This is a genomic window from Nocardia pseudovaccinii, assembly GCF_050942345.1.
GTDB lineage: Bacteria > Actinomycetota > Actinomycetes > Mycobacteriales > Mycobacteriaceae > Nocardia > Nocardia pseudovaccinii.
This window is the reverse complement of the sequence record NZ_CP192074.1, coordinates 668,927-695,054: the sequence shown is the minus strand read 5'-3', so window position 1 is coordinate 695,054 and position 26,128 is coordinate 668,927. Positions and strand designations below refer to the sequence as shown.

General features: G+C 66.2%; 18 protein-coding genes, 1 tRNA gene and 1 pseudogene. 3 read left to right on the top strand and 17 right to left on the bottom strand.

Annotation, left to right across the window (positions count from 1 at the left end):
• Positions 1 to 168 precede the first annotated feature (168 nt).
• Positions 169 to 462 carry a hypothetical protein gene (locus ACQPZ2_RS03145; protein WP_433524215.1) on the bottom strand — a complete coding sequence of 98 codons (294 nt, stop codon included), beginning with the start codon at positions 460 to 462 and terminating at the stop codon, positions 169 to 171.
• A pseudogene (locus ACQPZ2_RS03140) lies at positions 422 to 613 on the bottom strand (hypothetical protein); the annotation flags it as partial. The pseudogene ACQPZ2_RS03140 and the gene ACQPZ2_RS03145, both read right to left, overlap by 41 nt.
• A gap of 862 nt (positions 614 to 1,475) precedes the next feature.
• On the opposite strand from ACQPZ2_RS03140, the gene ACQPZ2_RS03135 reads away from it, so the two are divergent.
• Positions 1,476 to 2,843, top strand: a complete 1,368-nt coding sequence (locus ACQPZ2_RS03135; protein WP_433524214.1) for a site-specific integrase — start codon at positions 1,476 to 1,478, stop codon at positions 2,841 to 2,843.
• Positions 2,844 to 3,441: 598 nt separating this feature from the next.
• On the opposite strand, the gene ACQPZ2_RS03130 is transcribed toward ACQPZ2_RS03135, so the two are convergent.
• The 6 genes from ACQPZ2_RS03130 to ACQPZ2_RS03105 form a co-directional block, all read right to left on the bottom strand.
• Positions 3,442 to 3,517: transfer RNA gene (locus ACQPZ2_RS03130), tRNA-Thr, on the bottom strand.
• A 166-nt stretch (positions 3,518 to 3,683) separates the two neighbouring features.
• On the bottom strand, positions 3,684 to 6,926 hold the full coding sequence (locus tag ACQPZ2_RS03125) for a protein kinase domain-containing protein (RefSeq protein ID WP_433524213.1): 3,243 nt from the start codon (positions 6,924 to 6,926) through the stop codon (positions 3,684 to 3,686).
• 300 nt (positions 6,927 to 7,226) lie between these two features.
• Positions 7,227 to 8,432, bottom strand: a complete 1,206-nt coding sequence (locus ACQPZ2_RS03120; RefSeq protein WP_433524212.1) for a DNA polymerase III subunit delta' — start codon at positions 8,430 to 8,432, stop codon at positions 7,227 to 7,229.
• A gap of 59 nt (positions 8,433 to 8,491) precedes the next feature.
• A complete protein-coding gene (locus ACQPZ2_RS03115; protein WP_433524211.1) occupies positions 8,492 to 8,995 on the bottom strand; it encodes a DinB family protein in 504 nt (167 codons plus the stop codon).
• Between the two features lie 66 nt (positions 8,996 to 9,061).
• Positions 9,062 to 11,860: a type I DNA topoisomerase gene (topA, locus tag ACQPZ2_RS03110; protein WP_433527302.1), complete on the bottom strand. Its 2,799-nt coding sequence runs from the start codon at positions 11,858 to 11,860 to the stop codon at positions 9,062 to 9,064.
• Between the two features lie 354 nt (positions 11,861 to 12,214).
• Complete coding sequence (locus ACQPZ2_RS03105) at positions 12,215 to 12,421, bottom strand: cold-shock protein (protein WP_011206895.1); 207 nt, start codon at positions 12,419 to 12,421, stop codon at positions 12,215 to 12,217.
• Between the two features lie 499 nt (positions 12,422 to 12,920).
• Between ACQPZ2_RS03105 and ACQPZ2_RS03100 the strand changes: the two genes are divergently transcribed.
• Positions 12,921 to 15,239, top strand: a complete 2,319-nt coding sequence (locus tag ACQPZ2_RS03100; protein ID WP_433524210.1) for a DEAD/DEAH box helicase — start codon at positions 12,921 to 12,923, stop codon at positions 15,237 to 15,239.
• 333 nt (positions 15,240 to 15,572) lie between these two features.
• Here ACQPZ2_RS03100 and ACQPZ2_RS03095 read toward each other — a convergent pair whose 3' ends face one another.
• From ACQPZ2_RS03095 to ssd, 7 genes are all read right to left on the bottom strand, one after another.
• Positions 15,573 to 15,962 carry an Rv3654c family TadE-like protein gene (locus ACQPZ2_RS03095; RefSeq protein WP_433524209.1) on the bottom strand — a complete coding sequence of 130 codons (390 nt, stop codon included), beginning with the start codon at positions 15,960 to 15,962 and terminating at the stop codon, positions 15,573 to 15,575.
• Positions 15,963 to 16,483: 521 nt separating this feature from the next.
• Positions 16,484 to 16,798: a TadE family type IV pilus minor pilin gene (locus ACQPZ2_RS03090; RefSeq protein ID WP_433524208.1), complete on the bottom strand. Its 315-nt coding sequence runs from the start codon at positions 16,796 to 16,798 to the stop codon at positions 16,484 to 16,486.
• Positions 16,799 to 16,860: 62 nt separating this feature from the next.
• Positions 16,861 to 17,070: a DUF4244 domain-containing protein gene (locus ACQPZ2_RS03085; protein WP_433524207.1), complete on the bottom strand. Its 210-nt coding sequence runs from the start codon at positions 17,068 to 17,070 to the stop codon at positions 16,861 to 16,863.
• Between the two features lie 681 nt (positions 17,071 to 17,751).
• Positions 17,752 to 18,297: a type II secretion system F family protein gene (locus ACQPZ2_RS03080; RefSeq protein ID WP_433524206.1), complete on the bottom strand. Its 546-nt coding sequence runs from the start codon at positions 18,295 to 18,297 to the stop codon at positions 17,752 to 17,754.
• Between the two features lie 112 nt (positions 18,298 to 18,409).
• Positions 18,410 to 19,201 (bottom strand): type II secretion system F family protein, encoded by a 792-nt coding sequence (locus ACQPZ2_RS03075; RefSeq protein ID WP_433524205.1) that lies wholly within the window; start codon positions 19,199 to 19,201, stop codon positions 18,410 to 18,412.
• Between the two features lie 208 nt (positions 19,202 to 19,409).
• Positions 19,410 to 20,597 carry a TadA family conjugal transfer-associated ATPase gene (locus ACQPZ2_RS03070; RefSeq protein ID WP_433524204.1) on the bottom strand — a complete coding sequence of 396 codons (1,188 nt, stop codon included), beginning with the start codon at positions 20,595 to 20,597 and terminating at the stop codon, positions 19,410 to 19,412.
• Positions 20,594 to 21,703: a septum site-determining protein Ssd gene (gene ssd / locus ACQPZ2_RS03065; RefSeq protein ID WP_433524203.1), complete on the bottom strand. Its 1,110-nt coding sequence runs from the start codon at positions 21,701 to 21,703 to the stop codon at positions 20,594 to 20,596. Before ssd ends, ACQPZ2_RS03070 begins: the two co-directional genes overlap by 4 nt.
• 367 nt (positions 21,704 to 22,070) lie before the next feature.
• On the opposite strand from ssd, the gene ACQPZ2_RS03060 reads away from it, so the two are divergent.
• On the top strand, positions 22,071 to 22,940 hold the full coding sequence (locus ACQPZ2_RS03060) for an HAD family hydrolase (protein WP_433524202.1): 870 nt from the start codon (positions 22,071 to 22,073) through the stop codon (positions 22,938 to 22,940).
• Between the two features lie 492 nt (positions 22,941 to 23,432).
• Here ACQPZ2_RS03060 and ACQPZ2_RS03055 read toward each other — a convergent pair whose 3' ends face one another.
• Positions 23,433 to 24,179 (bottom strand): oxidoreductase, encoded by a 747-nt coding sequence (locus ACQPZ2_RS03055; RefSeq protein ID WP_433524201.1) that lies wholly within the window; start codon positions 24,177 to 24,179, stop codon positions 23,433 to 23,435.
• Positions 24,180 to 24,432: 253 nt separating this feature from the next.
• Entirely contained in the window at positions 24,433 to 26,124 is a 1,692-nt protein-coding gene (locus ACQPZ2_RS03050) for a dipeptide ABC transporter ATP-binding protein (RefSeq protein ID WP_433524200.1), read from the bottom strand.
• Between the last annotated feature and the right edge of the window lie 4 nt (positions 26,125 to 26,128).

Genomic DNA, 26,128 nt, shown 5'->3' with positions numbered 1-26,128 from the left:
CGAACGGAGCGAGCCGACGGTACGCGGAGTACACCACCACTACATGCAGTTCGGTCTCGCTGATGTCCGTTGCCAGTTGGTCTGACGTATTGACATCGTTCTGGCGCAAGTGAGGGGCTTCTGCCTGCCAACTAGGCTGACGCGGTCCGGTGGTGCTTGGGAGTTGTACTACAGGCCGTCAATCGCGGTTCCGAGATCCGCGCCGTAGCTGGACCAGCAGAAGATCGGCTCCCCTGGTTCGCCCCGATGACCCATGTACCACTCGCCGTCGTCGACGGACCGCGCGAGACACAGACCGGTGAAGCCGATGATCAGATCGACTTCCAAGGACACTCCTTGGCTAGGTTCGAGTGGCGCCAGGAATACCAAGGTGTTGGGATCCAACAACTCCACGGTGCTGTCCTGCGCTCGTCGCCGCACCTCATCGATGGTCCACCCATTCGGAAGCGTGCCCTTGTCCACCACCTGATTGTTGCCGAAGCGACGCCCTACTCCTCGTCTGGGTGGACGAGCCGACCCCTTGAGTGGGCGAGCGTTCGCAGTCGGTGTCGATGATGTTGCCCCCGAAAGTGAGCCGGTCCACGATCGCCGCGCAGAGCCGTGGATTGGTGAAGGCAATCTCTTCTATTGTTAATTGGGGATGATTCACGGATCGGCCTGTGAATCGAGGCCTAACTTGATACCGGAATCATGGTCTTCGCTGCAGCCCAACTCAGCGAAGAAAACAGATCGTGCCAACTGACCAATGGCGCGACAGTGCAGGTGCTGAAGGCACACCCGAGCATCTGCTCAACGAGCCAACCGCCTCGGCCCCCGACGCAGCCCGACTCTTCAGTGTCGGCGGGTCTAGTGTCTACGGGGCGGTGACATCAGGTGCAGGGCCGACTATTCGAGTCGGCATCCGAGTGCGAATCCCGTCCACATGGGTACGCCGATTGCTCCCATTGACCACCGAGCCGGGCGCCAGCGACGCCCGTAGGACGCCATCCTCGCCCGCCGCATGCACAACCAGCCCTCATCCACCGTGCATGCCCCTTCTCCCTGCGGTAGCAACCAACACCTCCCCGATCCGCCACCGCGGTCCGCCGACTCATGCCGACACCGTGACCACAGATCGAGCCATCAAGGCAGCCCAACCACAACGGCTCCGACAACTTGCCCTGATGGCGTCGCACTGGGTGACGGTCAGGAACAACGGTTCTCGCGGCACAGCGAAGGCACTGCCCGAGGAACCTCGCGCTACGGCGCCGCACATCGAACAAAACGACTGCACTCGACGGCAACTCGAACTCGCCAGACTTCGAGTACTCCCGCGCCATCGCCCCTCGCCACGCCATCTCTGATCGCGCCGCACGCGAACAACAACGGAACCGAGAGCTTCACTTCAGATGCGATCGACCGACAACCCATAACAGTTCGCCGCCCACACCACCCGAGAAAGCGAATCAGCCACGTAGACAAGGAGAAACAGCGACATGACCGAAGCCGCGTCAGCCAAGAAACGCCGACGTGCCGAACCAATCGACACCCGCACCGCCAAAAACGGCACCGTCACATACACATTCCAGATCGACGTCGGCACCAAACCCGACGGCACCCGCGACCGGCAACGCTTCACATACCGCACCATCACCGAAGCACGACGCGAATACCGCCGCATCGCAACCGAAGTCGCCGACGGCCGCTACATACGCCTCACCGACCTCACCGTGAACCAAGCATGCGACGAATGGATCGCCTCCCGCCGCACCATCCGCCGAGTCACCCTCAACAACTACAAAAGCCACCTCAAACCAGTCCGCCGGTTCTTCGGCGGCCGCAAGCTCGCCGAACTCACCAAACCCGACGGCGACAAACTCGTCGAATGGATGCTCACCACCGCCCGCGTCGACCAACGCCGCTACGACCCCGACTCCCTCACAACCCGCATCGCCGACTACATCGCCCAACATCCCGACGGCGTCCCCGCCCGCCTGATCCAGGCCCAATTCCCCGAAGGCGACGCACACACCAGCCTGTCAGCACTCATCCGCACCGGCCGCATCACACGAATCCGTCGCGCGGTCTACACCGCCGCGCAAACGCCCTCGAACGAACAAGGAGTCAAACCGGTCACCGTCCGGACCACCCTGACCGCATTCAGCATGGTCGTGCAGTCCTACGTCGACCAAGGCGCTCTACCGCGCAACGTGATCGCGCTCGTCGAACGACCACCCGACGACATCGCCGAACACGACGACGACGCCATCGAAGGCAAATCCTGGACAGTCGCCGAGATCGAAGCATTCCGCGAATCCGTTAGGACCGAACGGCTCTACGCCTGCTGGCTACTGTCCTGCTACGGGATGCGACGCAGCGAAGTACTCGCTGCACGCTGGACCCGATTCGACAAGACCTCACTCCGCGTCCGCAGAGGCCGAGTCGCAATCGGCTCGGAAACCGAAGAGAACCTACCCAAATCCCGACGCGGCCGCCGCGACCTTCCCACACCACCCGACGTCACCGAAGCTTTGACGGCCCTCAAGACACTGCAGCAAGCCGAATGCCAGGCGCTGGACATCCCCTGGACCGACGACCGGCTCATCGCCGCCCACGAAGACGGAGCACCCGTCAGACCCGAGTGGTACAGCGACGAGTTTCAACGGCTCCGCACCCGCGCCGGACTCCAGCGCATCCCCTTGAAGCACCTTCGCAACACCTCGGTATCACTCATGCTCGCACGCGGCATTCCCCCACACATCGTCGCCGCCTGGCACGGCCACGACCCCGCGATCTCACTATCCATCTACAGTGACGCGCACCCCGAAGACTTGAAAGCAGCCGGAGCCGCGCTCTTCGAATAGCCCGACGCCAACACGCTCCGGCATCGACACACGGGATGGCAAATGCCGTCCCAGACGAAGCAGAACGACACTCCGACCCCTCGATGTGCCTGCGACGCGCGGAATCTTGAAAGCTTCGGTAAGGACAATACGGCCGTATTCGCTGGACGGGATGATGCCAGCGGGACGTTAAAGCTCTCTTTCGCTATGAAAAGGTCGCAGGTTTTGGCACGCCTGCAGGGTCCCGAGATCGCCATGCCGGTCCATCCCCTCCAGCGCTTGACACGCCGGCGGCGCCGACACAGCAGCACCACCTACACCACACACTCGCGATGCCTGAACAGGTCCCGCCGCTGACCGAAAACTGTTGTGACCAGGGCGAATACGCTCGCAATATCCTCCAGGCGCCGCGCGAAACAGCTCAACGATCGCTGCCGCCACCAGCATGGGAAGTTGCAGCCTGGTGCCCCATGAGCAGCCAATCTCACTGTCTCTCCAGCGACCCACAACCGATGATCTGAAGCCAACTAGTGGCTGTTCTGCGGGGACTTCTCCCGAGCGTTGGCACACTGGCGGCACCGAACACTATTCGTAAACACCGTTAAAATACCCTCTGACCTGGAGCCGCCTGGGGGAATCGAACCCCCGACCTTTTCATTACGAGTGAAGCGCTCTACCGACTGAGCTAAGGCGGCGTGCCTTTCGGCCACGCGAGTCTATCGTCTCGGCGGTCGGATCGCGAAAACGGGAGGTCATCGCAGCGCGAACGCAGACCGGACCGGGCGTCCGGCCAGTCCTCCAACACCGAGGCTCGCGACGCGCACCACGTCGCCGATGCGGCCCGCCGCAAAAGAAGAGGGGTCAGGATTCAGGCTGCTCGGCGGCCCAGGCCGCAATCTGTGCGCGCGAGGTGAATCCCAGCTTGGTCAGGATATGTTCCACATGTCCATCGGCGGTGCGCTGTGAAATCACCAGCCGGGCGGCGATCGCCTTGTTGGTCAGACCGTGCGCAACGAGATCGGCGACTTGGCGCTCACGCTTGGTCAGGTTTCCTCCCGAACGAGAGGGCCGCGCGGTCGCTTCGGCACGCCCGCCGAGTGCGAAGCCCACTGCGGCAGCGAAACTCATCGCGGCGCCTTCTTGACGGGCCGCCTCGAATGCTCGCGCGCCGAGCATCTCGCGACTGCTGCGCGCGCATTCCTCGTGGTAGACACGCGAACTGGGAAACATGAAGGTGACACTGCCGACGATGCGGCTCAGCGTATCGGCGGCGCCCAGCAGCACAGCGGCGCGCCGGGCATGGTCCCTTTCGGTCGCGATCCAGGCCAGTGTCTCCAAACAGGCCGTCACAACGAGCGGATCGGACACCAGTCGGCCCGCTCGAATACCCTCCCGCAAAAGGTGTTCGGCGCGGTCGGGCTCACCGTTTCGCCACACGGCAAATCCCAACGCCCACGACTCCCACGACCGAAACATCGTCTCACCAGCGGATTCGGTGATCGCGAGTGATCTTTCGTGACAAGCGATGGCCCGCGCTATATCTCCTCGCAGCGCATAAGCCCATCCGAGCGGAGTCCGAGCGTCCAGCTGCAACCTGAGGTCACCGGATGCCTCGTAGTAGTCGATGGCATCGGTCAGGAGGGTAGCCGCGCGAGCCAGATCGGCATCACCGCCCGCAAGACAATTGGCGCCCTCGATATTAGCGAGCAGGGCTCTGACCAGCGGGTCGGCCGTCTGCTCGGCCAGGCTCTCGAGCTGTGCCAGTTTGTCGGCGGCGGCCGGAATGTCCCCCTGCGTGACGACCAACGTGTAGAGGGCGTGCAGCGCTTTGGCGCGGATAGGGGTCTGCACGCCGGTCGAATGGGCGAGCGCGCGTTCACACCAGCGGCGTCCCTCGCCCTGCCGCCCACGCAACATCCAGAACAGATACAAAGCGGTGGCTATCCGCAACCCGCCGTCATCCGATTCGGACAGGCTGAATTCCAGCGCTTTCCGCAGATTCGGCAGCTCCCGATCCAACCGGGCAACCCACGTCAGCTGGTGCGGCCCAATCCACTCCGCCTCTGCCGCGAGTGCCAACCGCTCACACCAATCCCGGTGCCGCCGAACGTATTCCGAGTATGCTCCGCTGTCCTCAGCTTGCTCCCTGCCGTATTCCTGAACGGTCTCGAGCATCCGAAAGCGGACCGTGCCATCGGTTTCCTCGCGTATCAGGATCGACTTGTCGACCAGTGCGGACAACGCGTCGAGCAATTCCGCCTCGGTCAGCTCGGTGCCGCATACCTGCTCGGCGGCATCGAGCTCGAAACTGCCAGCGAACACCGACAGCTGGTCCCACAATCGCTGCTCGACCGGCGTGCACAGGTCATAGCTCCAGCCGATGCACCACCGCAGGGTCTGCTGCCGCACCGGGGCACTGCGACTCCCCCGAGTCAGCAGGGCGTACCGGTCGTCCAGCCGGGACAGGATCTGGGCGGGCGACATCGTCCGCAATCGGGCCGCGGCCAGCTCGATCGCCAGCGGTAACCCATCCAGCCGGGCACAGATCCGGGCCACGGTCAGCCTGGTGTCGTCGGCTACCTCGAAGCCCGGCACGGCCGCGGCAGCTCGTTCGCCGAACAAGGTCACCGCGTCGTAGCGGGCTGCCGCTCGCAGCGTCGGCTTGTCGGTCGGATCGGGAATCCCCAGCGGGGGCACGGCGAATATCGATTCCCCGCCGACGCCGAGAGCCTCCCGACTGGTCGCCAGAATCCGCACCTCCGGGCAGGCCCGCAGCAGCGACTCGGTCAGCTCCGCGACCGCCTCGATCATGTGCTCGCAATTGTCCAGCACCAGCAGCAGATTGCGCGATGACAAGAATCCCATCAGCACCTCGAGTACCGGCCGGGCAGCCTGGTTTCGCAGGCCGAGGGCGGCGGCCACGACATCGACCAACAATGCCGCATCCCGCAGATCACCCAGGCCGACCAGCCACACGCCGTCGGCGAAACTCCGCCGCACCTTGCGGGCGACCTGTAGTGCCAGCCGTGACTTGCCGACCCCGCCGATCCCGGTCAGAGTCACCAGACGTGACCCCGCCAGCAGGTTCTTGACCTCGGCTACCTGGATCCGCCGATCGACAAAGCTGGTCAGCTCGAGTGGCAGGTTCCCAGTACGATCCCATGCCGCGGGCACCGACATAACAACCGCCGCATGCTCGGCTCCTGGTTCGGCCTGCAGTGCCATCTCATCGACCGCGAAACCATGATTGCGCGCCACCTGACGCAGTTGCTCGCCCAGCACCGCGGCGGTGGGGCGGTCCCGCGGTTCGCGCGACATCGCCGCCTCGAGCACCGCGCACACATCGTCCGGAATTCCCCGCTCGCGCAGATCCGGGATCGGTTGCTGGGTGATCCGCAGAAATTGCGCAACCACCTGCTCACCGCTGCGGCGCTCGAAGGCCGCATGCCCGGTCAGCGCACAGAACAACGTCGCCCCCAGCCCGTACACATCCGAGGCCCGGCTCGGTGCGTCCCCGCCGAGCACCTCCGGCGCGGTGAACGCCGGTGAACCGGTGACCGTGCCGGTCGCCGTCTCGAATCCACCGGCGACGTGGGCGATCCCGAAGTCCGCCAACGCGGGCTCACCGTAGTCGGTGAGCAGGATGTTGCCCGGCTTGATATCGCGGTGCAGAACTTCTATCCGATGCGCCGTTTCCAGCGCACCGGCGATCTTCACCCCGAGGTGTAGCACGTCGCCGAGCGATAACGGACCGTCGCGGCGAATGCGCGTGTCGAGGGAGCCGCGAGCATGGTATGGCATCACCAGATACCGGCGACCGCTTCCGGTCTCGCCAGCCTCCAGCATGTCGACGATATTCGGGTGCCCGGTCAACCGCCCCATCACACGTTGCTCGCGGAAGAAGCGCTCCCGATTCTCGTCGAGTTCGCCCGTGAGCACCTTTACCGCGACGGCGCGATCCACGGAAAGCTGGGTACACCGATACACCGCCCCGAAACCGCCCCGCCCGATCTCCTCGGGGTTCTCGAACCCGGCAGCCCGCAACTCCGTGACGACATCAAAACCGACATCACGCTGCGTCTTGAACGGATCAATCTCGACCATCGGCAACTCATGAACTCACCCAGCGGGCACCTGCCAGAATATCCCCACCGGTCCACGTCGGCCGAACGACCGACTGGGCTCTCGTGGTCGTTTCGCACCGCGGTCATGTGCTGCGCGATCGACTGCAACCAGGACCCGGAACAGAGTGGCGTGCTGAACGGGCTGACCTTGACCGGCTGAGAACGGCCTAGGCCAGCCCGGCGACTCCCGGTGATGCGTTGTACTTACCAGTGAAGCGCTCTACCGACTGAGCTGAGGCGGCATGGCGAATCTGTCGTCTCGGTGCGAAAACGGTAGCGGTCACGCGGATTGGGCGGAGATGAGCGTGGCGACCATGGCGGCGAGGGCGAAGCGGGGTTTGACGTTGAGGTCGAGGGCCTCGCGGCAGGCGAGGACGGCTTCGATGGAGCGGAGCAGCCCCTCGGGGCGGACACAGTCGGCGAGGTCGTGGATCTGGTCGGACATATCGGGGTGGGTGAGGGTGACGCCGGAACCGTTGCGGGCGGCGCCGAAGCGGACGGCCAGCGCGTCACGGTAGACGCCCGCGACGTCGATCAGCGCGCGGTCCAGGGCATCGCGTCCGGTGCGGGTGGCGCGGGATTTCTGCCTGCGCTCCAGGTCCTTGAGGACACCGGCCGAACCTCGGGTCGCACCCGCGGCGCCTTTGCCGGTGCCGCCCGCACCGAGTGCGGTCGCCAATTCTTCGCGCTCACGTTCGTCGCGGGCCGCACTCATCTGCTTGGCCTCGTCGTCGGCGGACTTCACCAATTCATCCGCTGCCGCGTAGGCGGCACCGGGCCGCGAAACCGCACCTACCAACGCCAGCGCCCGCTGCCGACGAGCACGCGCTTCGTCATCGGTGGCCAACCGCCGAGCTCGCCCGACATGACCGCCGCTGACCGACGCCGCCCAGGTGGCGGTCTTCTCATCGAGTTTGTCGCGCTCGCGCAGCACCTGTGCGATGGCGGGCACCGAGGGCGTCACCAGATGTACATGCCGACAGCGCGACCGCAGCGTCACGGAGATGTCCTCCGGATCCACCGATGGCGCGCACAGCAGGAATACCGTCCGATCCGGTGGCTCCTCGACCACCTTCAACAGCACATTGCCCGCCGCCTCGGTCAACCGGTCGGCGTCTTCGATCAGCACCACCTGCCATCGACCGGTACTCGGCCGCCGCGAGGCGATCTGCACGATCTCGCGCATCTCCTTGGTGCTGATGCTCAGCCCTTCCGGAATCACCCGCCGCACATCACCGTGTGTTCCGGCCATCGTGGTCGTGCACGCATGACACCGACCACATCCGGGCTCCCCCTCGTCCGTGCACTGCAGCGCAGCCGCAAAGCACAGCGCCGCAACGGATCTCCCCGATCCGGGCGGTCCGGTGAACAGCCACGAATGCGTCATCGCGCCATTGCCGGTCCCCCCGCGCGCGGCGACCGCGGCCGCCCGCAATTCGGACTCGACCGCATCCTGCCCAACCAGCCGATCGAAGACACCCGCCACGCGCTACACCCTAGCCGCCCCCGCCGACAGCCCCGGCCGGACGGCTGAACGGATCCGCATCAGGCTCGCTGGTAGGTGGTATTGGCACCGTCGAGCGCCTCCCGAATGATGTCGGCGTGCCCACTGTGGTGGGCGATCTCGCGCAACACGTGCAGCAGCGTGAACCGCACGGTCCACCACACGCGGTCGGGCGTCCACGGTGTCGTCGGGGTCGGAATGGATGTGCTCAGATCCGGCTCGGTGCGAATCAGCTTCGCGGTCGCCTCCGCCACCTCGTCCCAGGCGGCCAGCAGTCCCGCAACCGTATCGTCGGGCGCCATCACATATTCACCCTCGAATTCGGCCAGTTCCTGCTTCGCCGTCTCATCGCGCTCGACCACGACCTTTGTCCAGTGCCGCTCGCAGTTGACGACATGGTGCAGCAGTCCACCGAGTGTCAACTCGCTGACGGTGCTGCGCTGACGTGCCTGCTGCTCGTCGAGACCACGCAGGGTGATTCGAAACAGCTCGCGCTGACTGTCGAGTGCGAGGATGAGATCTTCGCGTTCCTGATCGATGGCCATGGCGGCCCCCTTCCCGATCGAGCTTCGATACCGGGCGAGGCTACGGCAAGGCACCGACGAAAACCGTCAGGACTTCTTCGCGGCCGTCTTCTTTGCGGTGGTTTTCTTGGCGGCGGTCTTCTTTGCCGCCGTCGCCTTCTTGGCCGGAGTCTTCTTCGCCGCCGCCTTCTTGGCCGTCTTCTTCACCGGACCACGCGCGCGCCGATCGGCGAGCAATTCCGAGGCCCGCTCATCGGTGATCGAATCGACTTCGTCGCCCTTGCGCAGGCTGGCATTGGTCTCACCGTCGGTGACGTACGGACCGAAGCGCCCGTCCTTGATCACCATCGGCTTACCGGTGGCCGAATCGTTCCCGAGCTCGCGCAGCGCCGCAGCACTGGCGGCCTGGCGTCCGCGCCGCTTGGGCTCGGCGTAGATCTTGAGTGCCTCGTCCAGCGTCACGGTGAAGATCTGGTCTTCGTTGAGCAACGAACGAGAATCGGTGCCCTTCTTCAGATATGGGCCGTAGCGCCCGTTCTGCGCGGTGATCTCCTCACCGGACGCCGGATCGGCGCCGACAACGCGCGGCAGCGACAACAACTTCAGCGCATCGTCGAGTGTAATCGTCGCCAGATCCATATCTTTGAACAGCGATCCGGTCCGTGGCTTAGGCGCCGCAGCCTTTTTCGCGGTCTTCTTCGCGGGCGCGGGTCCGTCCTCGGCCGCGGGCTCCGGCAGGATCTCGGTGACGTACGGGCCGAAACGTCCTTCCTTGGCGACGATTTCGTGTCCGGTCGCCGGATCGGTCCCCAGCGAACGTCCCTCCTGCGGCGTCGAGAAAAGCTTCTCGGCGACCTCGGGAGTCAGCTCGTCCGGCGGCAGATCATCGGGCAGATTCGCCCGCTGCGAAATCGAATCCCCTTCCGGGTCATCGGGATCGGCAACCATCCGCTCCAGATACGGTCCGAACCGACCGACCCGAACCACGACGTCGCGACCTTCGCCATCGACGAACAGCTTGATCGAATTGACCTCGCGGGCATCGATATCATCGAGCCGCTCACCGACCATCCGCTTCAGACCGCCGGAGCGCGCGACCGAACCCTCGACACCGTGGTCGCCGCCGAAATAGAAGCTGGACAACCAATTTCCGCGCTGCTCACGCCCGCCGGCAATGGCATCGAGATCGTCCTCCATCGCGGCGGTGAAGTCGAAGTCGACCAGCCGACCGAAGTAGGCCTCCAGCAAACCGACCACCGCGAAGGCAACCCACGACGGAACCAGCGCACTGCCACGCTTGTACACATATCCGCGGTCGAGAATGGTCTTGATAATCGACGAATACGTCGAAGGTCGACCGATGCCGAGCTCTTCGAGCGTCTTGATCAACGAGGCCTCGGTATACCGCGCGGGCGGATTCGTGCTGTGCCCATCGGGATTCAGCTCCACCGCCGTGACGCGCTCGCCCTCGTCGAGTGCGGGCAGCCGGGATTCGGCGTCGTCGGACTGACCGCCCGCCTCCTCGTCGACACTCTCGACATAGGCCTTGAGGAAGCCCGGGAAGGTGATGGTCCGACCGGAGGCCGAGAACACGCATTCCTCGCCGGTACCCGCGACACCGGTGATCCGCAGTGTCAGCGTGGTGCCCCTGGCATCGGCCATCTGCGAGGCGACCGTGCGCTGCCAGATCAGCTCATAGAGCCGGAACTCGTCATTATCCAACCGCGCATGCAATTGACCCGGGGTCGCGAAGGTATCGCCTGCCGGGCGAATCGCCTCGTGCGCCTCCTGCGCGTTCTTCACCTTGCGGGTGTACTGCCGCGGCGTCGGGTGCACATACTCGGCGCCGTATAGCTGGGTCGCCTGCGACCTGGCCGCGGCGATCGCCGACTCCGACAGCGTGGTCGAGTCGGTACGCATGTACGTGATGTAGCCGTTCTCGTACAGCCGCTGCGCGACCCGCATGGTCCGCTCGGCATTGAACCGCAGCTTGCGGCCCGCCTCCTGCTGCAGCGTCGAGGTCATGAACGGCGCGTAGGGCTTGCGCGTATACGGCTTGGCCTCCGCTGAGGAGACCACCAGATCGGCGCCCTCGAGCGCCTCAGCGAGACGGCGGGCATATGGCTCGTCGAGGACGACCACGCCATTGCCCTTGAGCTGCCCGTCCGGTCCGAAGTCCCGGCCGGTGGCGACCCTGGTCCCGTCGACGCTGACCAGTCGCGCCCCGAAGGTCCGCGGATTGGTGGCGTCGCCGTTGTCGCCGCCCGCATCCAGCTTCGCCGCGATATCCCAGTACTCGGCCGAGCGGAATGCCATCCGCTCGCGCTCGCGCTGCACGATCACCCTGGTCGCGACCGACTGCACCCGGCCCGCCGACAGCCGCGGCATGACCTTCTTCCACAGCACCGGACTGACCTCGTAGCCGTACAACCGGTCCAGGATGCGCCTGGTTTCCTGCGCATCGACCAGATCGTTGTCCAGATCGCGGGTATCGGCCGCGGCGGCCAGAATGGCGGGCTCGGTGATCTCGTGGAACACCATGCGTCGCACCGGCACCTTGGGTTTCAACGTCTCCAGCAGGTGCCAGGCGATCGCCTCACCCTCACGGTCGGGGTCGGTGGCGAGGTAGAGCTCGTCGGCATCGGCCAGCAGACTCTTGAGCTCGGAAACCTTGGCCTTCTTATCCGGACTCACCACATAGATGGGTTCGAAGTCATTGTCGACGTCGACGCCGAGGCGCGCCCAGGACTGGCCCTTGTACTTGGCGGGCACGTCCGCCGCACCGCGCGGCAGGTCCCGGATATGACCGACCGAGGCCTCGACCGTGTAATTGCGACCCAGATAGGGCGCTATTTTGCGGGCCTTGGTCGGGGACTCGACGATCACGAGACGACGCAGGGGACGGCCCTGGTCGGCTGCACCGCGGTCTCGTGTTGCCACCGGCGAATACACCTTTCCTTATCGACCCGCGCGGCGCTTTTTCGCGCTGTGCGCGGCTGGGGCAAGCGGCGGCGACGGGGAGGACGTTGCCACCAGACACGTTTATACCTTGACGCGACGTGTGGCCGAGCGCTTGCGACTCGAACCACAGAGCGTACCTGCGTCGCTGGTGATCAGTATGCAGTGCCTATGGCGATACGACCGCACCGCAGGTACGCGTCGGTTTTTGTCTTACCCCAGATATAGCTCGTCCCTCACCTCCGTTGCCGGTGGTGAGGGACGAGCGGATTGTTTCGACGCTCAGCTGAGCGCGCGAACTCCGGTGGCCTGCGGGCCCTTGGTGCCCTGGCCAACCTCGAACTCGACCTTCTGGTTCTCCTCGAGGGTGCGGAAACCCGACCCCTGGATCTCGGAGTAGTGGACGAAGACGTCAGCGGAGCCGTCCTCCGGCGCGATGAAGCCGAACCCCTTCTCCGCGTTGAACCACTTCACAGTTCCCTGTGCCATTCTGTTCCTTCTCTTTTCTTACCGGAACGGCGGACAAGTAGGTTCATCCACCGGGTCCGTTCCGACCGCTGTACTGTTGGTTCCCCCTGCAGGAAAGCACCAAGCACACCGTTCGCAACATCGATCCTGCTGACGGTTTGGACTTTGGATCCGTCCCTCGAACACAGAAGCTTGCGACCAGGAACTAGTGAACCATGTCTTCGAGCAATTCAACAGTCGAGTTACCGACAATTTGCAAAAAAGTTGATCTTGCGAATGCGCAGGTGAGGGACACAATGCCGGAATCCAGACTTGTGGTTCGTTTGCTTACGGATAACCGAGCCAGTATCTGGCAAACAGCCTGTGACCCAGGTCGCTATTTGGTATCGAAATGGCAGGTAGGGCTTCCCAAGCGCACACGTTTCACACTTTCTGCGCGTGTCGCGGAGCCCGAGTCGTGAATCCGACCGACCCGGCGACTCGGCCACGCGCCAGCAACGGCCGAAGTTACGGGGCATCGTTGCTGAATCGTGTCCTCGACGGGGCGCCCGACGACGACCCCCGTCTCACCCATGTCGTCGAGCTCGCCGCACGGCCCGCAGCCACGACTACCTGGCCGGATTGGGCCGCGCCCGACGTCGTCGCCGCGCTGCGAGCCACCGGAGTCGAGGCGCCGTGGACTCATCAGACCAGGACCGCCGCCCTCGCCGCGAGCGGCCGGCACGTTGTCGTCAGCACCGGCACAGCATCCGGGAAATCGCTCGGCTACCAACTACCGGTACTCACCGCACTGCGCGAGGATCCACTCGCCACTGCCCTTTATCTGGCGCCGACCAAGGCATTGGGTGCTGATCAGCTGCGGGCAATAGCGGAATTGACGCACGAGGGGCCGTTGCGGGATGTCCATCCGGCCACCTACGACGGGGACACACCGGCCGAGGTCAGGCAGTGGGTGCGGGCCAATGCCCGCTTGATCCTCACGAATCCGGACATGCTGCACGTCGGCATGTTGCGCTCACATCAGCGCTGGGCCAGGGTGTTGCGCAGGCTGCGCTATGTGGTGGTCGACGAATGCCACGCCTACCGGGGCGTATTCGGCTCGCATGTGGCGCTGGTGTTGCGCAGGCTGCGGCGGATCGCGGCACATTACGGCGCGGATCCCGTCTTCATACTGTGCTCGGCCACCACGGCCGAGCCCGCGGCTGCGGCATCCCGGCTGATCGGCGCGCCCTGCGCCGCGGTCACCGAGGACGGATCGCCGCAGGGCTCGCGCACCATCGCACTGTGGGAGCCGCCGCTGTTGACCACCCTGACCGGCGAAAACGGTGCGCCGGTTCGGCGATCCGCTACATCGGAGGCGGCCAGGATCATGGCCGATCTGGTGGTCGAAGGCGCGCGCACGCTCGCATTCGTCAGGTCGCGGCGGGCCGCCGAGCTGACCGCGATCGAGGCGCGCAGGCTGCTCGCCGACGTCGATCCAGAGCTCAGCAAACGAGTCGCCGCCTACCGGGCGGGTTATCTCGCGGAGGATCGGCGCGAACTGGAGGCCGCGCTGTCGGACGGGTCGCTGCTGGGGGCGGCCACGACGAATGCGCTGGAGCTCGGCGTCGATATAGCGGGGCTGGATGCGGTCGTGATCTCGGGTTTTCCGGGCACGGTCGCCTCGTTCTGGCAGCAGGCCGGGCGCGCGGGGCGGCGCACGCAGGGGTCGCTGGTGCTGCTGGTGGCCAGGGACGATCCGCTGGACACCTTCCTTGTCCACCACCCCGAGGCGCTGCTGGACAAGCCGATCGAGGCCACCATCACCGATCCGCACAACCCCTATGTATTGGGTCCGCAATTGCTGTGCGCGGCGTTGGAACTCCCGCTCACCGATGACGAGGTCGACGAGCTCGGGGCGGGCGGGGTGCTCGCCGATCTCGCAGGTCAGGGGTTGATTCGACGCCGCAACGGCGCGGTGCGCGACGGTAGCGCGCGCTGGTTCGCGACGGCCGAGGCGCAGCCGCACGATGCTGTCGACGTGCGCGGCGGCATCGGCACACCCATTGCCATCGTGGACGGCGAGACCGGCAGATTGCTCGGCACGGCCGATGCCGGAAGAGCGCGAGCGACGCTGCACGAAGGGGCCGTTCATCTGCATCAAGGCGATACCTACCTGGTCGATGAGCTGGATCTAGAGGGCGGTGTGGCCTTCGTGCGCAGCACCGATCCCGGCTGGACCACGAGCGCAAGACAGGTCACCTCCATCGCCGTCGACGCGGTGACCGAAGAGCGCAACCACGGCCGGGTGACGACCGCATTGGCGCAGGTCAGCGTCACCAGCCAGGTAATCGGGTATCTGCGCACGCTACGCACCGGCGAGGTATTGGATCTGGTCGAGCTGGATATGCCGGAGCAGACGCTGCCGACGCGCGCGGTGCTGTACACGGTGACACCCGAGCTGCTGGCCGCGGCAGGCCTGGATACGCCACGGGTACCGGGTGCGCTGCACGCCGCCGAACATGCGGCGATCGGTCTATTACCGCTGGTCGCGACGTGTGACCGGTGGGATATCGGCGGCGTTTCGACCGCCGAGCATCCGGATACCGGACTGCCGACAGTATTCGTCTATGACGGGCAGCCCGGTGGTGCGGGCTTCGCCGAACGCGGGTTCGCGCAGCTATATCGCTGGTTGTCGGCCACGCTCGCGGTGATCGAGACGTGCACCTGCGCAGTCGGATGCCCGTCCTGCGTACAGTCGCCCAAGTGCGGCAATGGCAACCATCCGCTGGACAAGGCCGGTGCGGCCCGCCTGCTGGCCGCGGTTCTGGGTGAACTGGCCGCCGATACGGGCAACTGAACAGCACGGCGAAGGCACCGCACTCGATTCGTGACAGCGCCGACCCCCGAACGTGATCACCTGTCCACGTTTCCGGGTGGTCACCAGGGGTTATAGGCACGCGGCGGCGTGCCTCGCGCCTGCGGCGCCGGGCGTGTCGGACCGCCGAATAAAGAGGATTAGATTCATGTTAACTGAGGTATTGCCACGGCCATTACCGTCCGACGTGCAGATTCATTCGATTGCGTTCCGCGGTTACTAAGTAAATTGAGGCAATGGCGTATTTATTCGAGCATCGCAATTACCGAATTCCGGCATCGTGAAGTACCACTGGCGAGTGTAAGTACGTACCGGTCACACTCCGACTTCTACAGGTCCGGCACGAGCAACCGCGCGAACAGTCCGCTTTCCTAACAGACCCATTGGTACATTCCCTTCAGCAGTGACGATCACATCCCACTGCACGACTTCACACTGCTGAATCCGCACTCCCATCCGTCGCGCAATCTCCGCCGCTTCCGCACATCCGACATCGGCCCCTCGCGCGAGTTCCCCCGCTGCCGCCAATGCCGCCAAATCCGCCGCAGCCTGCGCCCGATGCCGCGCTACTACAACCGACCCAACCTGAGCGATCAATAGCGTCGCGCCGATCAAAGCAGCCAGCGCGAAGCAGGCGAACATCGTCGCAACGCCGTCGTCCCGCCGCACCTCACCGACCGCGTTCGCTTTGCGCGCCTGCTCCACTCCATCGAGGCCGTCCGCACCCCTGGAAGCAATCGCATCGCACCCGTGGTCAGTTCGGTTGTCCGCCCGGAATCCCCACGAGTGACGACGCTGCCCCACACCTCCGAATGCACAGTCGCTGCGCCGACGGTCGATTCGATCACCAGCCCTGGCCTGCCGCATCAGGACGCTATGTCCACTGGCACCTCGGCCACCTCCGAGCGAGGGTGCTCCGCACCCGCGGTCGACTCGTACGTCCCGGGCTTGCCGCACTGCGATGTAAAACCCGTGCGTTCCGTCTGATGTAAACGCACTGGACCAACCGGCAGCGGCGGCGCAGCAGCGACGTGCTGTGCACCGGTCGACGATGCCGCTGCGATTGTGGGCGCCTCGTTGGCAGAGCGGGTTGTTCGGCGGAACTGCTTCTACTGCTCGGTCACTGGGCATCCTTACTGCCGCGGTTCGGGGGCGCGGCACGTCGCTGTCCTTCATCTGTGTTGTGCCCGGTAGCACGTCGCGGTCCATTGGTCGGCCGTTGTTGGTCACGGCTCGGCTCCTGGCTCGCGGGTAGCGACGGCCTCGGCGCGTATGACCAGTAAGGGCAGCAGGGGTGCGTGGGCGGAGACCGCCGCGACTACCCGGTCGCCCTCACTGCGCAGCGAGATGTCGGCGGTCGGCGGAGCTACCCGCCGCGCCGCCGACACCGCATTCGCTTGATCACCGCGGGCAGCCAGCCTGGCCGCTTCGCGAGCGGCGTCGACACAGCGCACCTGCGTCGACGCCGCGAGCAAGGCACCGACGCACAGCACCACCGCAAACACGATGGCAGCCAGCGCGATCGCCGCCTCAACCGTCACCGCACCCCGATCGTCACCGAGATGCGTTGCACCACAGTAGTTTAATCGACAACTACCCTGCGCTAGACCGCGGTATTCAACGCCTTGTCGATGATCTTCGTCAGCGCGTTCACAATGCTGTCCCCGGTCACCACCCCATACAGCACGGCCCCGAACGCCGCAGCCGCAATAGTCCCGATCGCATACTCCGCCGTACTCATCCCGTCGTCCGCGACCAGCACCCGCAGCACTCCAGCCCGCACCTCCGTGCCAACGGCCCTCAGCCGAAGCATCACCCGATCCCGCATCATCCCCGTTCGCACCGTCTTCCCCTCTCATTCCCGCCCGCGCGGCCACTCCGCGCCGACACGCTCTTCCCGGCCGCGCACGCCCCGGCACCGCACCACACTGCTCAACCGTCCCGAGCAACGCACTCGGTAGCTCCGCGACGCCACCTTCAACACCGCCGCGTTCGACAGAACCGTGCGTGCCCTGCACCGGGTCGACAATGTCCCGCGCACGCACTCCGCGCCCATCCGCTCTTCCCCGCCGCGCACGCTCCGGCACCGCAGCACACAGCTCAACGCTCCCGAGCGCAGCACCCAGCAGCTCAGCAACGGCACCTTTGCCGTGATCGACAACGCCCCGCGCGCGCACTCCGCGTCCATACGCTCTTCCCTGCCGCGCACGCTCCGGCACCGCACCACACAGCTCAACGCTCCCGAGCGCAGCACCCAGCAGCTCAGCAACGGCACCTTTGCCGTGATCGACAACGCCCCGCGCGGCGGTCTCCGGCGCGATCGCGCCCAGGTAGGTCCTGCTCCGAATGGGCATCCCCAACTCGGTAGTGCCCCGTGCTGCGCTGTCCGGGGCAGCAGAACCGTCGGAAGCGGTACCGCCTCGCTGGGTCGTTCGCAACTCGGTCGTTCGCGAACCTGCCGCTGGTGATGCAGTACTTCTCTGCCGTGTAGTTCTCATAGCAGTCCGCCTCCGAGGACGCGGCTCGCGAGGCCGATTACTACGGGGACGATGCCGAGGCAGACGAAGGCTGGGAGGAAGCAGAGGCCCAGGGGGCCGCCGATGAGGACACCAGCGCGTTCGGCGCGGGCGGCGGCCGCATCTTCGACTCCGCTGCGGCGCTGTTCGGCCAGTTCGCCGATGGCGGTGGCGAGTGAGGCACCGGAACGGGCGGAGCGCCGAGCCATGCGTGCCAGCGAATCGACCTCCTCGGCGCCTGGTTGGTCTGCGCCGTCGCGGGCCACCTGATCCCAGGCGGTTGCCGCGTCCGCGCCCAGTGCCAGCAGGTCGGCCGCCTTGCGCAATGCCGCGCCGAGGGCTGGCGGCGCGCTCGGTGCCACCGCGCGGGCCGCAGATGCCATCGGCAATCCCGCTCGTAGGCAGGCGGCCAGCAGGTCGAATACCGAGGCTATGGCCAGCGGATCGCTGTTGATGCTGCGCGGAGATACCAGGGCGACCGGCTGTGGAACCGACTCTCCTAACGCCCGCAATCGTCGATTCATCGCAACTCGTCCAGGCAGCACGACCAATGCCATTGCGAGCAAAAGCACTGGCGCACTGGTGATCCCAATCATCCCAACCCCTTCGAATCCGTGAGTGACCAGCAGATTTGTTTCATACGAAGACCTTTCGCGTGATCGCGTCGGTCCACAGCAAGCCGATGCACGCCAGCGCCGCGCCGAGTGGCAGCAGTACGGTTCCGGCACCCGGGCTCAGCAGCACGTGCAGTGGAGCGGCACCCATCAGTTGGCCCAGGCCGATACCGAGGAGCGGTAGGCCCGCCAGGACCACCGCTGTGGCGCGAGCACCGGCGAGCGCGGCCGTGGTGCGCGTGCGAAAACGAAGGCGCCCCAATAGGTCCGCGCGAGCAGCCGAGAGCAGTTCCGCGAGAGCTAGACCGTGGCGCTCGGCGACCTGCCACGCGTCGGCGATCCTGGCGAGTTCCGCGTCGACGATCGAATCGGATTCGCGCAATCCGTCCGCACCGGAACCACCGAGTCTGCTGCGCGCCGCGCTCACCGCGAAGACGCGTGCGGCCTCCCCGCGCGACTCCTGCGCGGCCACCTCCGCCGCCGCACTCGGATGCGCACCTACCCGCAGCTCTCCGATCACCGCCTCGAGCGCGTCCAACAGATAGGCGCACTCCGCACTGCGCCGCCGCTCCCGACTCGCCCGCCGCACCCGAATACCGACCATTCCCCCAACCAGCACCGCCGCAACCAACGGACCGACACCAACGGCCGACGCCCCCGCGACGACAACAGCGAAGGCCACCCGAAACCCACTGCCCCGCCGAAACTTTCGGGCACCGGCCGACGCCGTGAACAGCCTGACGAACCGACGCCGCGAACTCGGCGGCGGCGCCAGCAAAACCACGATCGCCAGACACACCAATCCCGCGATCATCGACCGAACCGTTCGCCGACCAGACACCGCGACGGCGCCATCCGACCAGCAATTCCCGAGTGCACCGCTGCCGCGATCAGGCTGGACCGCAACGCTGCCGGAGTCGCGTCCGCGCGCAGCACCGGCACCGCATCCGACGACGGGACCACAGGCACGCGCGACAGCGAAGCCGTCCGGGTTGCGAGCGCCGTGCGCTCCATTCCCGCATTCATTGGTCGAGCCGTTCGTCTAGGAGACGGGTGAGGGTGGGGGCGGCGGGGGTGGACGCTTGGTTGGCGTGCCAGGCGGCGGCTATGGTGACCCGGCCTTGGGAGTCGCGGTCTACGATGCCGATTTCGCGGAGGCCGCGGGAGCCGTCGGCTCGGCGGTGGACGTGCAGTACGACCTGGACGGCTGCGGCGAGTTGGCTGTGTAGGGCGGCTCGGTCCATACCGCCCAGCGCGGCAAGGGCTTCCAGGCGGGCGGGGACCTCGCGGGGTGAGTTCGCGTGGACCGTGCCCGCGCCGCCGTCATGGCCGGTGTTCAGGGCCGTCAGGAGGTCGACTACCTCTGCGCCGCGGACTTCACCGACGACGATTCGGTCGGGTCGCATTCGCAAGGCCTGCCGCACAAGATCGCGGACGGTTACCGCGCCGACGCCCTCGACGTTCGCGGTGCGTGCGACCAGGCGCACTACGTGGGGATGCGGGGGCGCCAGTTCCGCGGCGTCTTCGACGCAGATGATGCGTTCGTCGGCGGCGACCTCGGCCAGTAGGCCGGACAGGAGCGTTGTCTTGCCCGCGCCGGTTCCGCCGACCACCAGGAAGGCGAGCCTGGCCCGAATGATCTGCTCCAGTAGAAGTTTCGCGTCGGCGGGTACCGCGCCCGCCGCCGCGAGCGCATCCAGTCCCTGTGTCGCCGGACGCAGCACGCGTAGCGACAGGCAGGTGCCGCCGTGTGCCACCGGCGCCAACACCGCGTGCAGCCGGACTCCGAACGAATCCCCCAGTGCCGCTTCCCTTCCGGATAAGCGGCCGTCCACCCAGGGTTGCGCGTCGTCGAGCCGCCGCCCGGCCGACAGCGCCAACCGCTGTGCCAAGCGGCGCACCGCCGCCTCGTCCGGGAAGACGACCGAGGTGCGTTCCAGCCCACGGCCCCGGTCGATCCACACCGCATCCGGCGCGGTCACCAGCACGTCGGCGACCCTGGGATCGTGCAGCAGCGGCTCCAGCAGCCCCGCTCCGGTCATCTCGGTCTGCAACAGCCGCAATGCCCGCAGCAGATCGGTGTCACCGAGCACGCCACCCGCCTCGGTCCGGATAGCAGCCGCCACCTGCGCAGGATCCGGATCCCCCGACGCTCCCGACAACCGTTCCCGCACCCGATCCAACAACTCCGACGTCACCAACGCACTCATCGCAGCCCCTTCTCAGCCGGAGCGCTGAGCACCCGGAGCACTGCGTCCGCAGCGTCGCGGAGAGGCCCGCGGCGCAAAGTAAGCCCACCGCGTTCGAGGCGGGCGGCGAGGCCGGGCTGAGCTCGGACGGCGGCGAGGAGGGGGAGGTCGAGGACCTCGGCGACCTCGTGGCCGCGGAGTCCGCCGGGGGCCGGGCCGCGGACTACCAAGCCCTGGTTGGGATTTCGCCTACCGATATGGGCGGCGACCGATTCGGCGGCGGCTACGGCGCGCAGGCGAGCGGGGACGACCAGGACGACGAGGTCGGCCGCATCGAGTATCTGGTCGGCGTGTGGGCCGCGTTCGCCCGAGATGTCGCATATCACCAAATCGCCTGCGGCACGGCCCGCTTCGATGACGGCACGGACGGCGGCAGCGCCGATTTCGGCGGGCAAGCGTCCGGCACCGCCGCGGCCGCAGGACAGCACCGCCAGTCCTGGGACGGCTGCCGGCAGTGCGCTGTGCAGTGCGGCGGCCGACACCCGGCCGTCCTCGATCACCAGATCCGGCCAGCGCAGTCCGGTCCCGGTTTCGATGCCGAGCAGCAGGTCGAGACCGCCGCCGAGGGGTGCGCCATCGACGAGCACGGTGTCGTGCCGGAAGCGCTCGGCGGCGGATCGCAGTCCGGTCGCCGCGGCCAACGTGGAGGCGCCCGCACCGCCGCTGGCACCCGCGATCGCGACGACAACACCGTCGCCGACGCGGTATTCGCCATGCTCAGCAAACTTCTCGATAAGTCCGACCGCGGCACCGGGGAGCGCGATGACGCGTTCGGCACCGACAGCCGCGGCGGCCTGCCAATCGGTCAATCCGGGTTCCCCGTCTGTCACCAGCACGATGCCGATCCGCCGGAGATAACCGGCCCGCGCACAGTTCTCGGCCGCCACTGTGTCGAGGATCACCAGAGGCGCCGCCACCCAGGTGTGCCGACCGACCGAGAGCGCGCGCTCGTCGAGCTCGCGCTCCGCGGCCGCCGCGACCCGGCGCACCTCATCGCGCAGTCGGGTGTCCTGGATGAGCACGAGCGCGGGCGGCGGCGTGAGTGCCGGGGCGGCTTCGAGATTCATGCAGGTCAGCGTGCTCGAAGACGTAGCCGAGCAGAAGATGCAATATGCCGAATGTGGATAACTCGGGGGGTGTGGATAAATCCGGAGGCCCGAAACCGGGGGAACCTACCCCGAAATAGAGGACGGCCCCAGCCGGGGGGGGAGGAGGCTGGGGCCGTCGGGTTCAGCCCCGGGGGGTCGGGCTGAACGCGCCTGGACTATGTCCAGGTGCCAGCAATACTACACCCAAGCCCGGGCCACAACGCAAGTCTGTCGACGGAGAACTTTGTGGCCACCACCGGCCCGGCGTCTCCGGGGCAAACCCGCCGAACAAACCAGACGCCCGACCCGTCCGACAGCCTCGCGACGGCATGCATATTCTGAACGGGTGACGGCCGATGGCGACCAGACAGAGCTCGAGGACCAGACGGCACGGGACGCGACGCCGGCGAAGCGACCGAGCGCCGGTGGCGAGCGCGTGGCCGCCTTCTTCGATCTCGACAAGACGGTGATCGCGAAATCGAGCACCTACGTGTTCAGTAAGCCCTTCTACGCACAGGGCCTGCTGAACCGGCGCGCGGTGCTGGAGAGCAGTTACGCTCACTTCCTGTTCATGCTCTCGGGCGCCGACCACGATCAGATGGAGCGCATGCGCGCCAATCTGACGAATATGGTCGCGGGCTGGGATGTGGAGCAGGTGAAATCCATTGTGGCCGAAACACTTCACGAACTCGTCGACCCGCTGATCTATGCCGAGGCCGCGGATCTCATTGCCGACCACAAGATCCGGGGACACGATGTGGTGATCGTCTCGGCCTCGGGCGAGGAGATCGTCGGTCCGATCGCCGAGGTGCTCGGCGCCTCGCATACCGCGGCGACCAGGATGGTGGTCGAAGACGGCCGCTACACCGGCGAGGTCGAATTCTATTGCTATGGTGCGGGTAAAGTGACCGCGATCGAAAAGCTCGCCGCCGCTGAGGGTTACGACCTGTCGCGGTGTTATGCCTACTCCGATTCGGTGACCGATCTACCGATGCTGAGCGCGGTGGGGCACCCGACGGCGGTGAACCCGGATCGCAATCTGCGACGCGAAGCGGTGGCCAAGGGCTGGCCGATTCTCACGTTCTCCAACCCGGTCTCGCTGTGGGCGCGTTTCCAGAGTCCGTCCTCGACCACCCTTGCCGCGACGGCGGCGGTCGGGCTGAGCGCGGTGCTGGCCGGGGCGATCAGCTACCGGCTGTTACGCAGGCGCCGCTGAGCCATTGCCGTCCGGTGCGGGCCGCGAGGCTGGCTGCCGAGGGGCGCGACGGAGGCTTGCAGACATATCACAGAGGCCGCTGCGACCAGGCATTTAACCACGAAACGCCGGTAGACGCGCCGGTTATTTAATGTTTTTCCAAGCCTTGATGTGAGGGCAGTCACAGGTGTAGAAAGGTAACTACGGAAGGGCGGAAGGCCTGAGCGGAACCGGAAGAGAAGGTTCAGCTCCCCGACCTACCCTTCCCAGCACGGGCACCAGGCACCCACGCGGAGCGCGCCGCGACAAGGGCAGAAGCGTTGTGGGCCTGCGAGATCCGGGTTTCGACGGCGAAGGCCTCGCACAGGTTGCGGGGATGAACCGGCCGGAGTTCGGATAATCGCCGAGGCCGCAGAACACAACCCACCTAGCACGCTTGGTAACCGGGTATCCGTGCTAGCGGGCGGTGAGGTCGTCAACGACAACGCCGCCCGCTTTGATGTGTGCAGCCCCCTATCCGGATGCCGCATCGGCGATCGATGTCGCTTCGCGCGCACCGTCTTCGAAGGCGCCGCAGCACAGGATGACCCAGCCGCCCACCGCATCCGGGGCACCCGAGCCGAATCCGGCCACCGCATCCAGATACTGCTGACGCCGCCGCAACCAGAACACCTCCGGTACGCCGAGGCTGTGCGGGTCCAGCCCACTGGACGCGGCCACCAGTCGAGAGGCCGCCCGCGCCACGATGCCGTCGGCCGTACCGAACGGCCGCAAGTTCAGTAGCTCACCGTGCACGACCGCCGCGATGACCGGTGCCGGTGCCTTGGATCCGAGCACGGTCTGCACCAACAGGTCGAGCCGTTCGGCCACCCCGCCGTCAGCGCGCGGCCGCCCGAGCAGTGCCTCGTCGGTCACCAGATCGGCCGCGGCCAGCAGATGCAGCCGGGCCAGCGCCTGCAGCGGTGCGCGCTGCCAGGTGCCGACCAGATTCCGCAGCGCGTCACCGTCGAGCGCCTGCCCGACCCGCAGTGAGCCGGCCAGGATCGGATCCCCGACCCGGCCGTCGGCGGGCAGCTCGGTACTGCCGCCTTCGATGGCGGCGGATGAGCGCGCGGCACGCACGGCCGCCTCGGCGGCCGTGGTCGGCCAGCCCCGCCGGTTCGCCTTGTGCCGGTGCACCGCGGCGAGCGCGTCACGCGCCTGGTCGGCGGCTTCGCGCACTCCTGGCAGATCGACGAGGGGCTGTAGCGGATCGGTCACTGAGACATTCTGCAGCGCCTGCGGCGCTGCGTGTTCGCGGCCCCCCGGTGTCTCGCATCCGACCCTTTCGAGCGACCTGCAAGCAGTCGCCAGCGGCGCCGTCGAGACATACGACTGCGTCGTATGTGCTTCGACGACTCGGCTGTGTTCGATGACCGCGCCTTCGGCGCGGACGCGAGACGGGCCGCGAACTCCTCGCTCGTAAGACTCGCTCCGTCGGGGTCCGGTCCGCGAGGTATCTATCGCCCCTTGGTCAGCCCGCCAGCAGGTCCCGCCCGGGAATGGCGTCGAGCAGGCGGCGGGTGTACTCCTCCGTGGGGTTCTGGAAGACCTCGTCGGTGGTGGCCGCTTCCACGATCCTGCCGGTTTGCATGACCAGGACGTCGTCGGCGATCTGGCGGACGACGGCAAGGTCATGGGTGATGAACAGATAGGACAGACCCAGCTCGGCTTGTAAGTCGTTGAGCAGCTTGAGGATCTGGGCCTGGACGAGGACGTCGAGCGCGGAAACCGCCTCGTCGCACACCACGACCTCCGGGGAGAGCGCGAGCGCACGCGCCACCGCGACGCGCTGGCGCTGGCCACCGGAGAGTTCATTGGGGTAGCGGCGCATTACCGAGGACGGCAGCGACACCTTGTCCAGCAGATCGCGCACCGTTGCCTCACGTTCCTTGGCGGTGCCGATTTTGTGCGTGCGCAGCGGTTCCTCGATGGTGCGGTAGATCGAGTACATCGGATCCAGCGAACCGTAAGGGTCCTGGAAGATCGGCTGCACTCGGCGGCGAAATGCGAACGCGCCCTTGCGATCCAGCTTCGCCACTTCGCGACCGTCGAAGGTCACCGAACCCGATGTCGGTTCGAGCAGACCCAGAACCATCTGTGCCACCGTCGATTTGCCCGAACCGGACTCGCCGACGATGGCTGTGGTCGTGCCGCGCTTCAGCCGGAACGACACATCGTCTACGGCGACGAAATCCGTCGACTTCCACGGCGTACTACCCCGAATCTTGAACGCCTTGGTCAGCTTCTGTGCGACCACCACGTCATCGGAGACCGCCGCGATTTCGGCATCGGCCGCCGCGACCTCTTCCGCGACCTGTACGGCCTGCTTACGCACGGCTATGCGCTCACGCACCGAGGACAGCCGCTGCGAGGCGAGCGAGGGCGCGGAATTCACCAGCTTCTTGGTGTAGAGGTGCTGTGGTTCGCGCAGAATCTGCAGTGCCGGACCGGATTCCACCACCTTGCCCCGATACATCACCACCAGGTGCTCGGCGCGTTCGGCGGCCAGGCCGAGGTCGTGGGTGATGAGCAGGACCGCGGTGCCGAGTTCGCTGGTGAGTCCGTCGAGATGGTCGAGGATCTGCCGCTGCACCGTCACGTCGAGGGCGGAGGTCGGCTCGTCGGCGATCAGCAGTTTGGGTCGGCAGGCCAATCCGATGGCGATGAGCGCGCGCTGGCGCATACCGCCGGAGAATTCGTGCGGATACTGGTTCACCCGGCGCGTCGCATCCGACATCCCGGCTTCCTCGAGCAGTTCGATGGCGCGCTGCTTGGCCGCCTTGCCTTTGGCAATGCCATTGGCCTCCAAGGTCTCTCGAATCTGGAACCCGATCTTCCACACCGGATTCAGATTCGACATCGGATCCTGCGGCACCAACCCGATACCGCTACCGCGGACCGCGACGACCTCCCGTTTCGACGCCTTCGCCAGATCCTTGCCGTCGAACCTGATCGAGCCGGAGGTGACCTGCCCGGTGCCGGGCAGCAGGTCGATAATGCTGTGTGCGGTCGTGGATTTCCCGGATCCGGATTCGCCGACGATGGCGACGGTCTGGCCCGGATACACCGTCAGACTGACGTCGCGCACCGCCGGAATCTTCTTGCCCTCGGAGGAGAAGCAGACGTTGAGATCCTCGATTTCGAGCAATGGTTTATCCGACATCGCC

Coding starts and splice junctions, on each gene's coding strand:
- ACQPZ2_RS03135 (WP_433524214.1), top strand. CDS start 1,476: ATGACCGAAGCCGCGTCAGCCAAGAAACGCCGACGTGCCGAACCAATC.
- ACQPZ2_RS03125 (WP_433524213.1), bottom strand. CDS start 6,926: ATGGTCGAGATTGATCCGTTCAAGACGCAGCGTGATGTCGGTTTTGAT.
- ACQPZ2_RS03115 (WP_433524211.1), bottom strand. CDS start 8,995: ATGGCCATCGATCAGGAACGCGAAGATCTCATCCTCGCACTCGACAGT.
- ACQPZ2_RS03105 (WP_011206895.1), bottom strand. CDS start 12,421: ATGGCACAGGGAACTGTGAAGTGGTTCAACGCGGAGAAGGGGTTCGGC.
- ACQPZ2_RS03085 (WP_433524207.1), bottom strand. CDS start 17,070: ATGCTTCGGCTGAGGGCCGTTGGCACGGAGGTGCGGGCTGGAGTGCTG.
- ACQPZ2_RS03080 (WP_433524206.1), bottom strand. CDS start 18,297: ATGAATCGACGATTGCGGGCGTTAGGAGAGTCGGTTCCACAGCCGGTC.
- ACQPZ2_RS03075 (WP_433524205.1), bottom strand. CDS start 19,201: ATGATCGCGGGATTGGTGTGTCTGGCGATCGTGGTTTTGCTGGCGCCG.
- ACQPZ2_RS03070 (WP_433524204.1), bottom strand. CDS start 20,597: ATGAGTGCGTTGGTGACGTCGGAGTTGTTGGATCGGGTGCGGGAACGG.
- ssd (WP_433524203.1), bottom strand. CDS start 21,703: ATGAATCTCGAAGCCGCCCCGGCACTCACGCCGCCGCCCGCGCTCGTG.
- ACQPZ2_RS03050 (WP_433524200.1), bottom strand. CDS start 26,124: ATGTCGGATAAACCATTGCTCGAAATCGAGGATCTCAACGTCTGCTTC.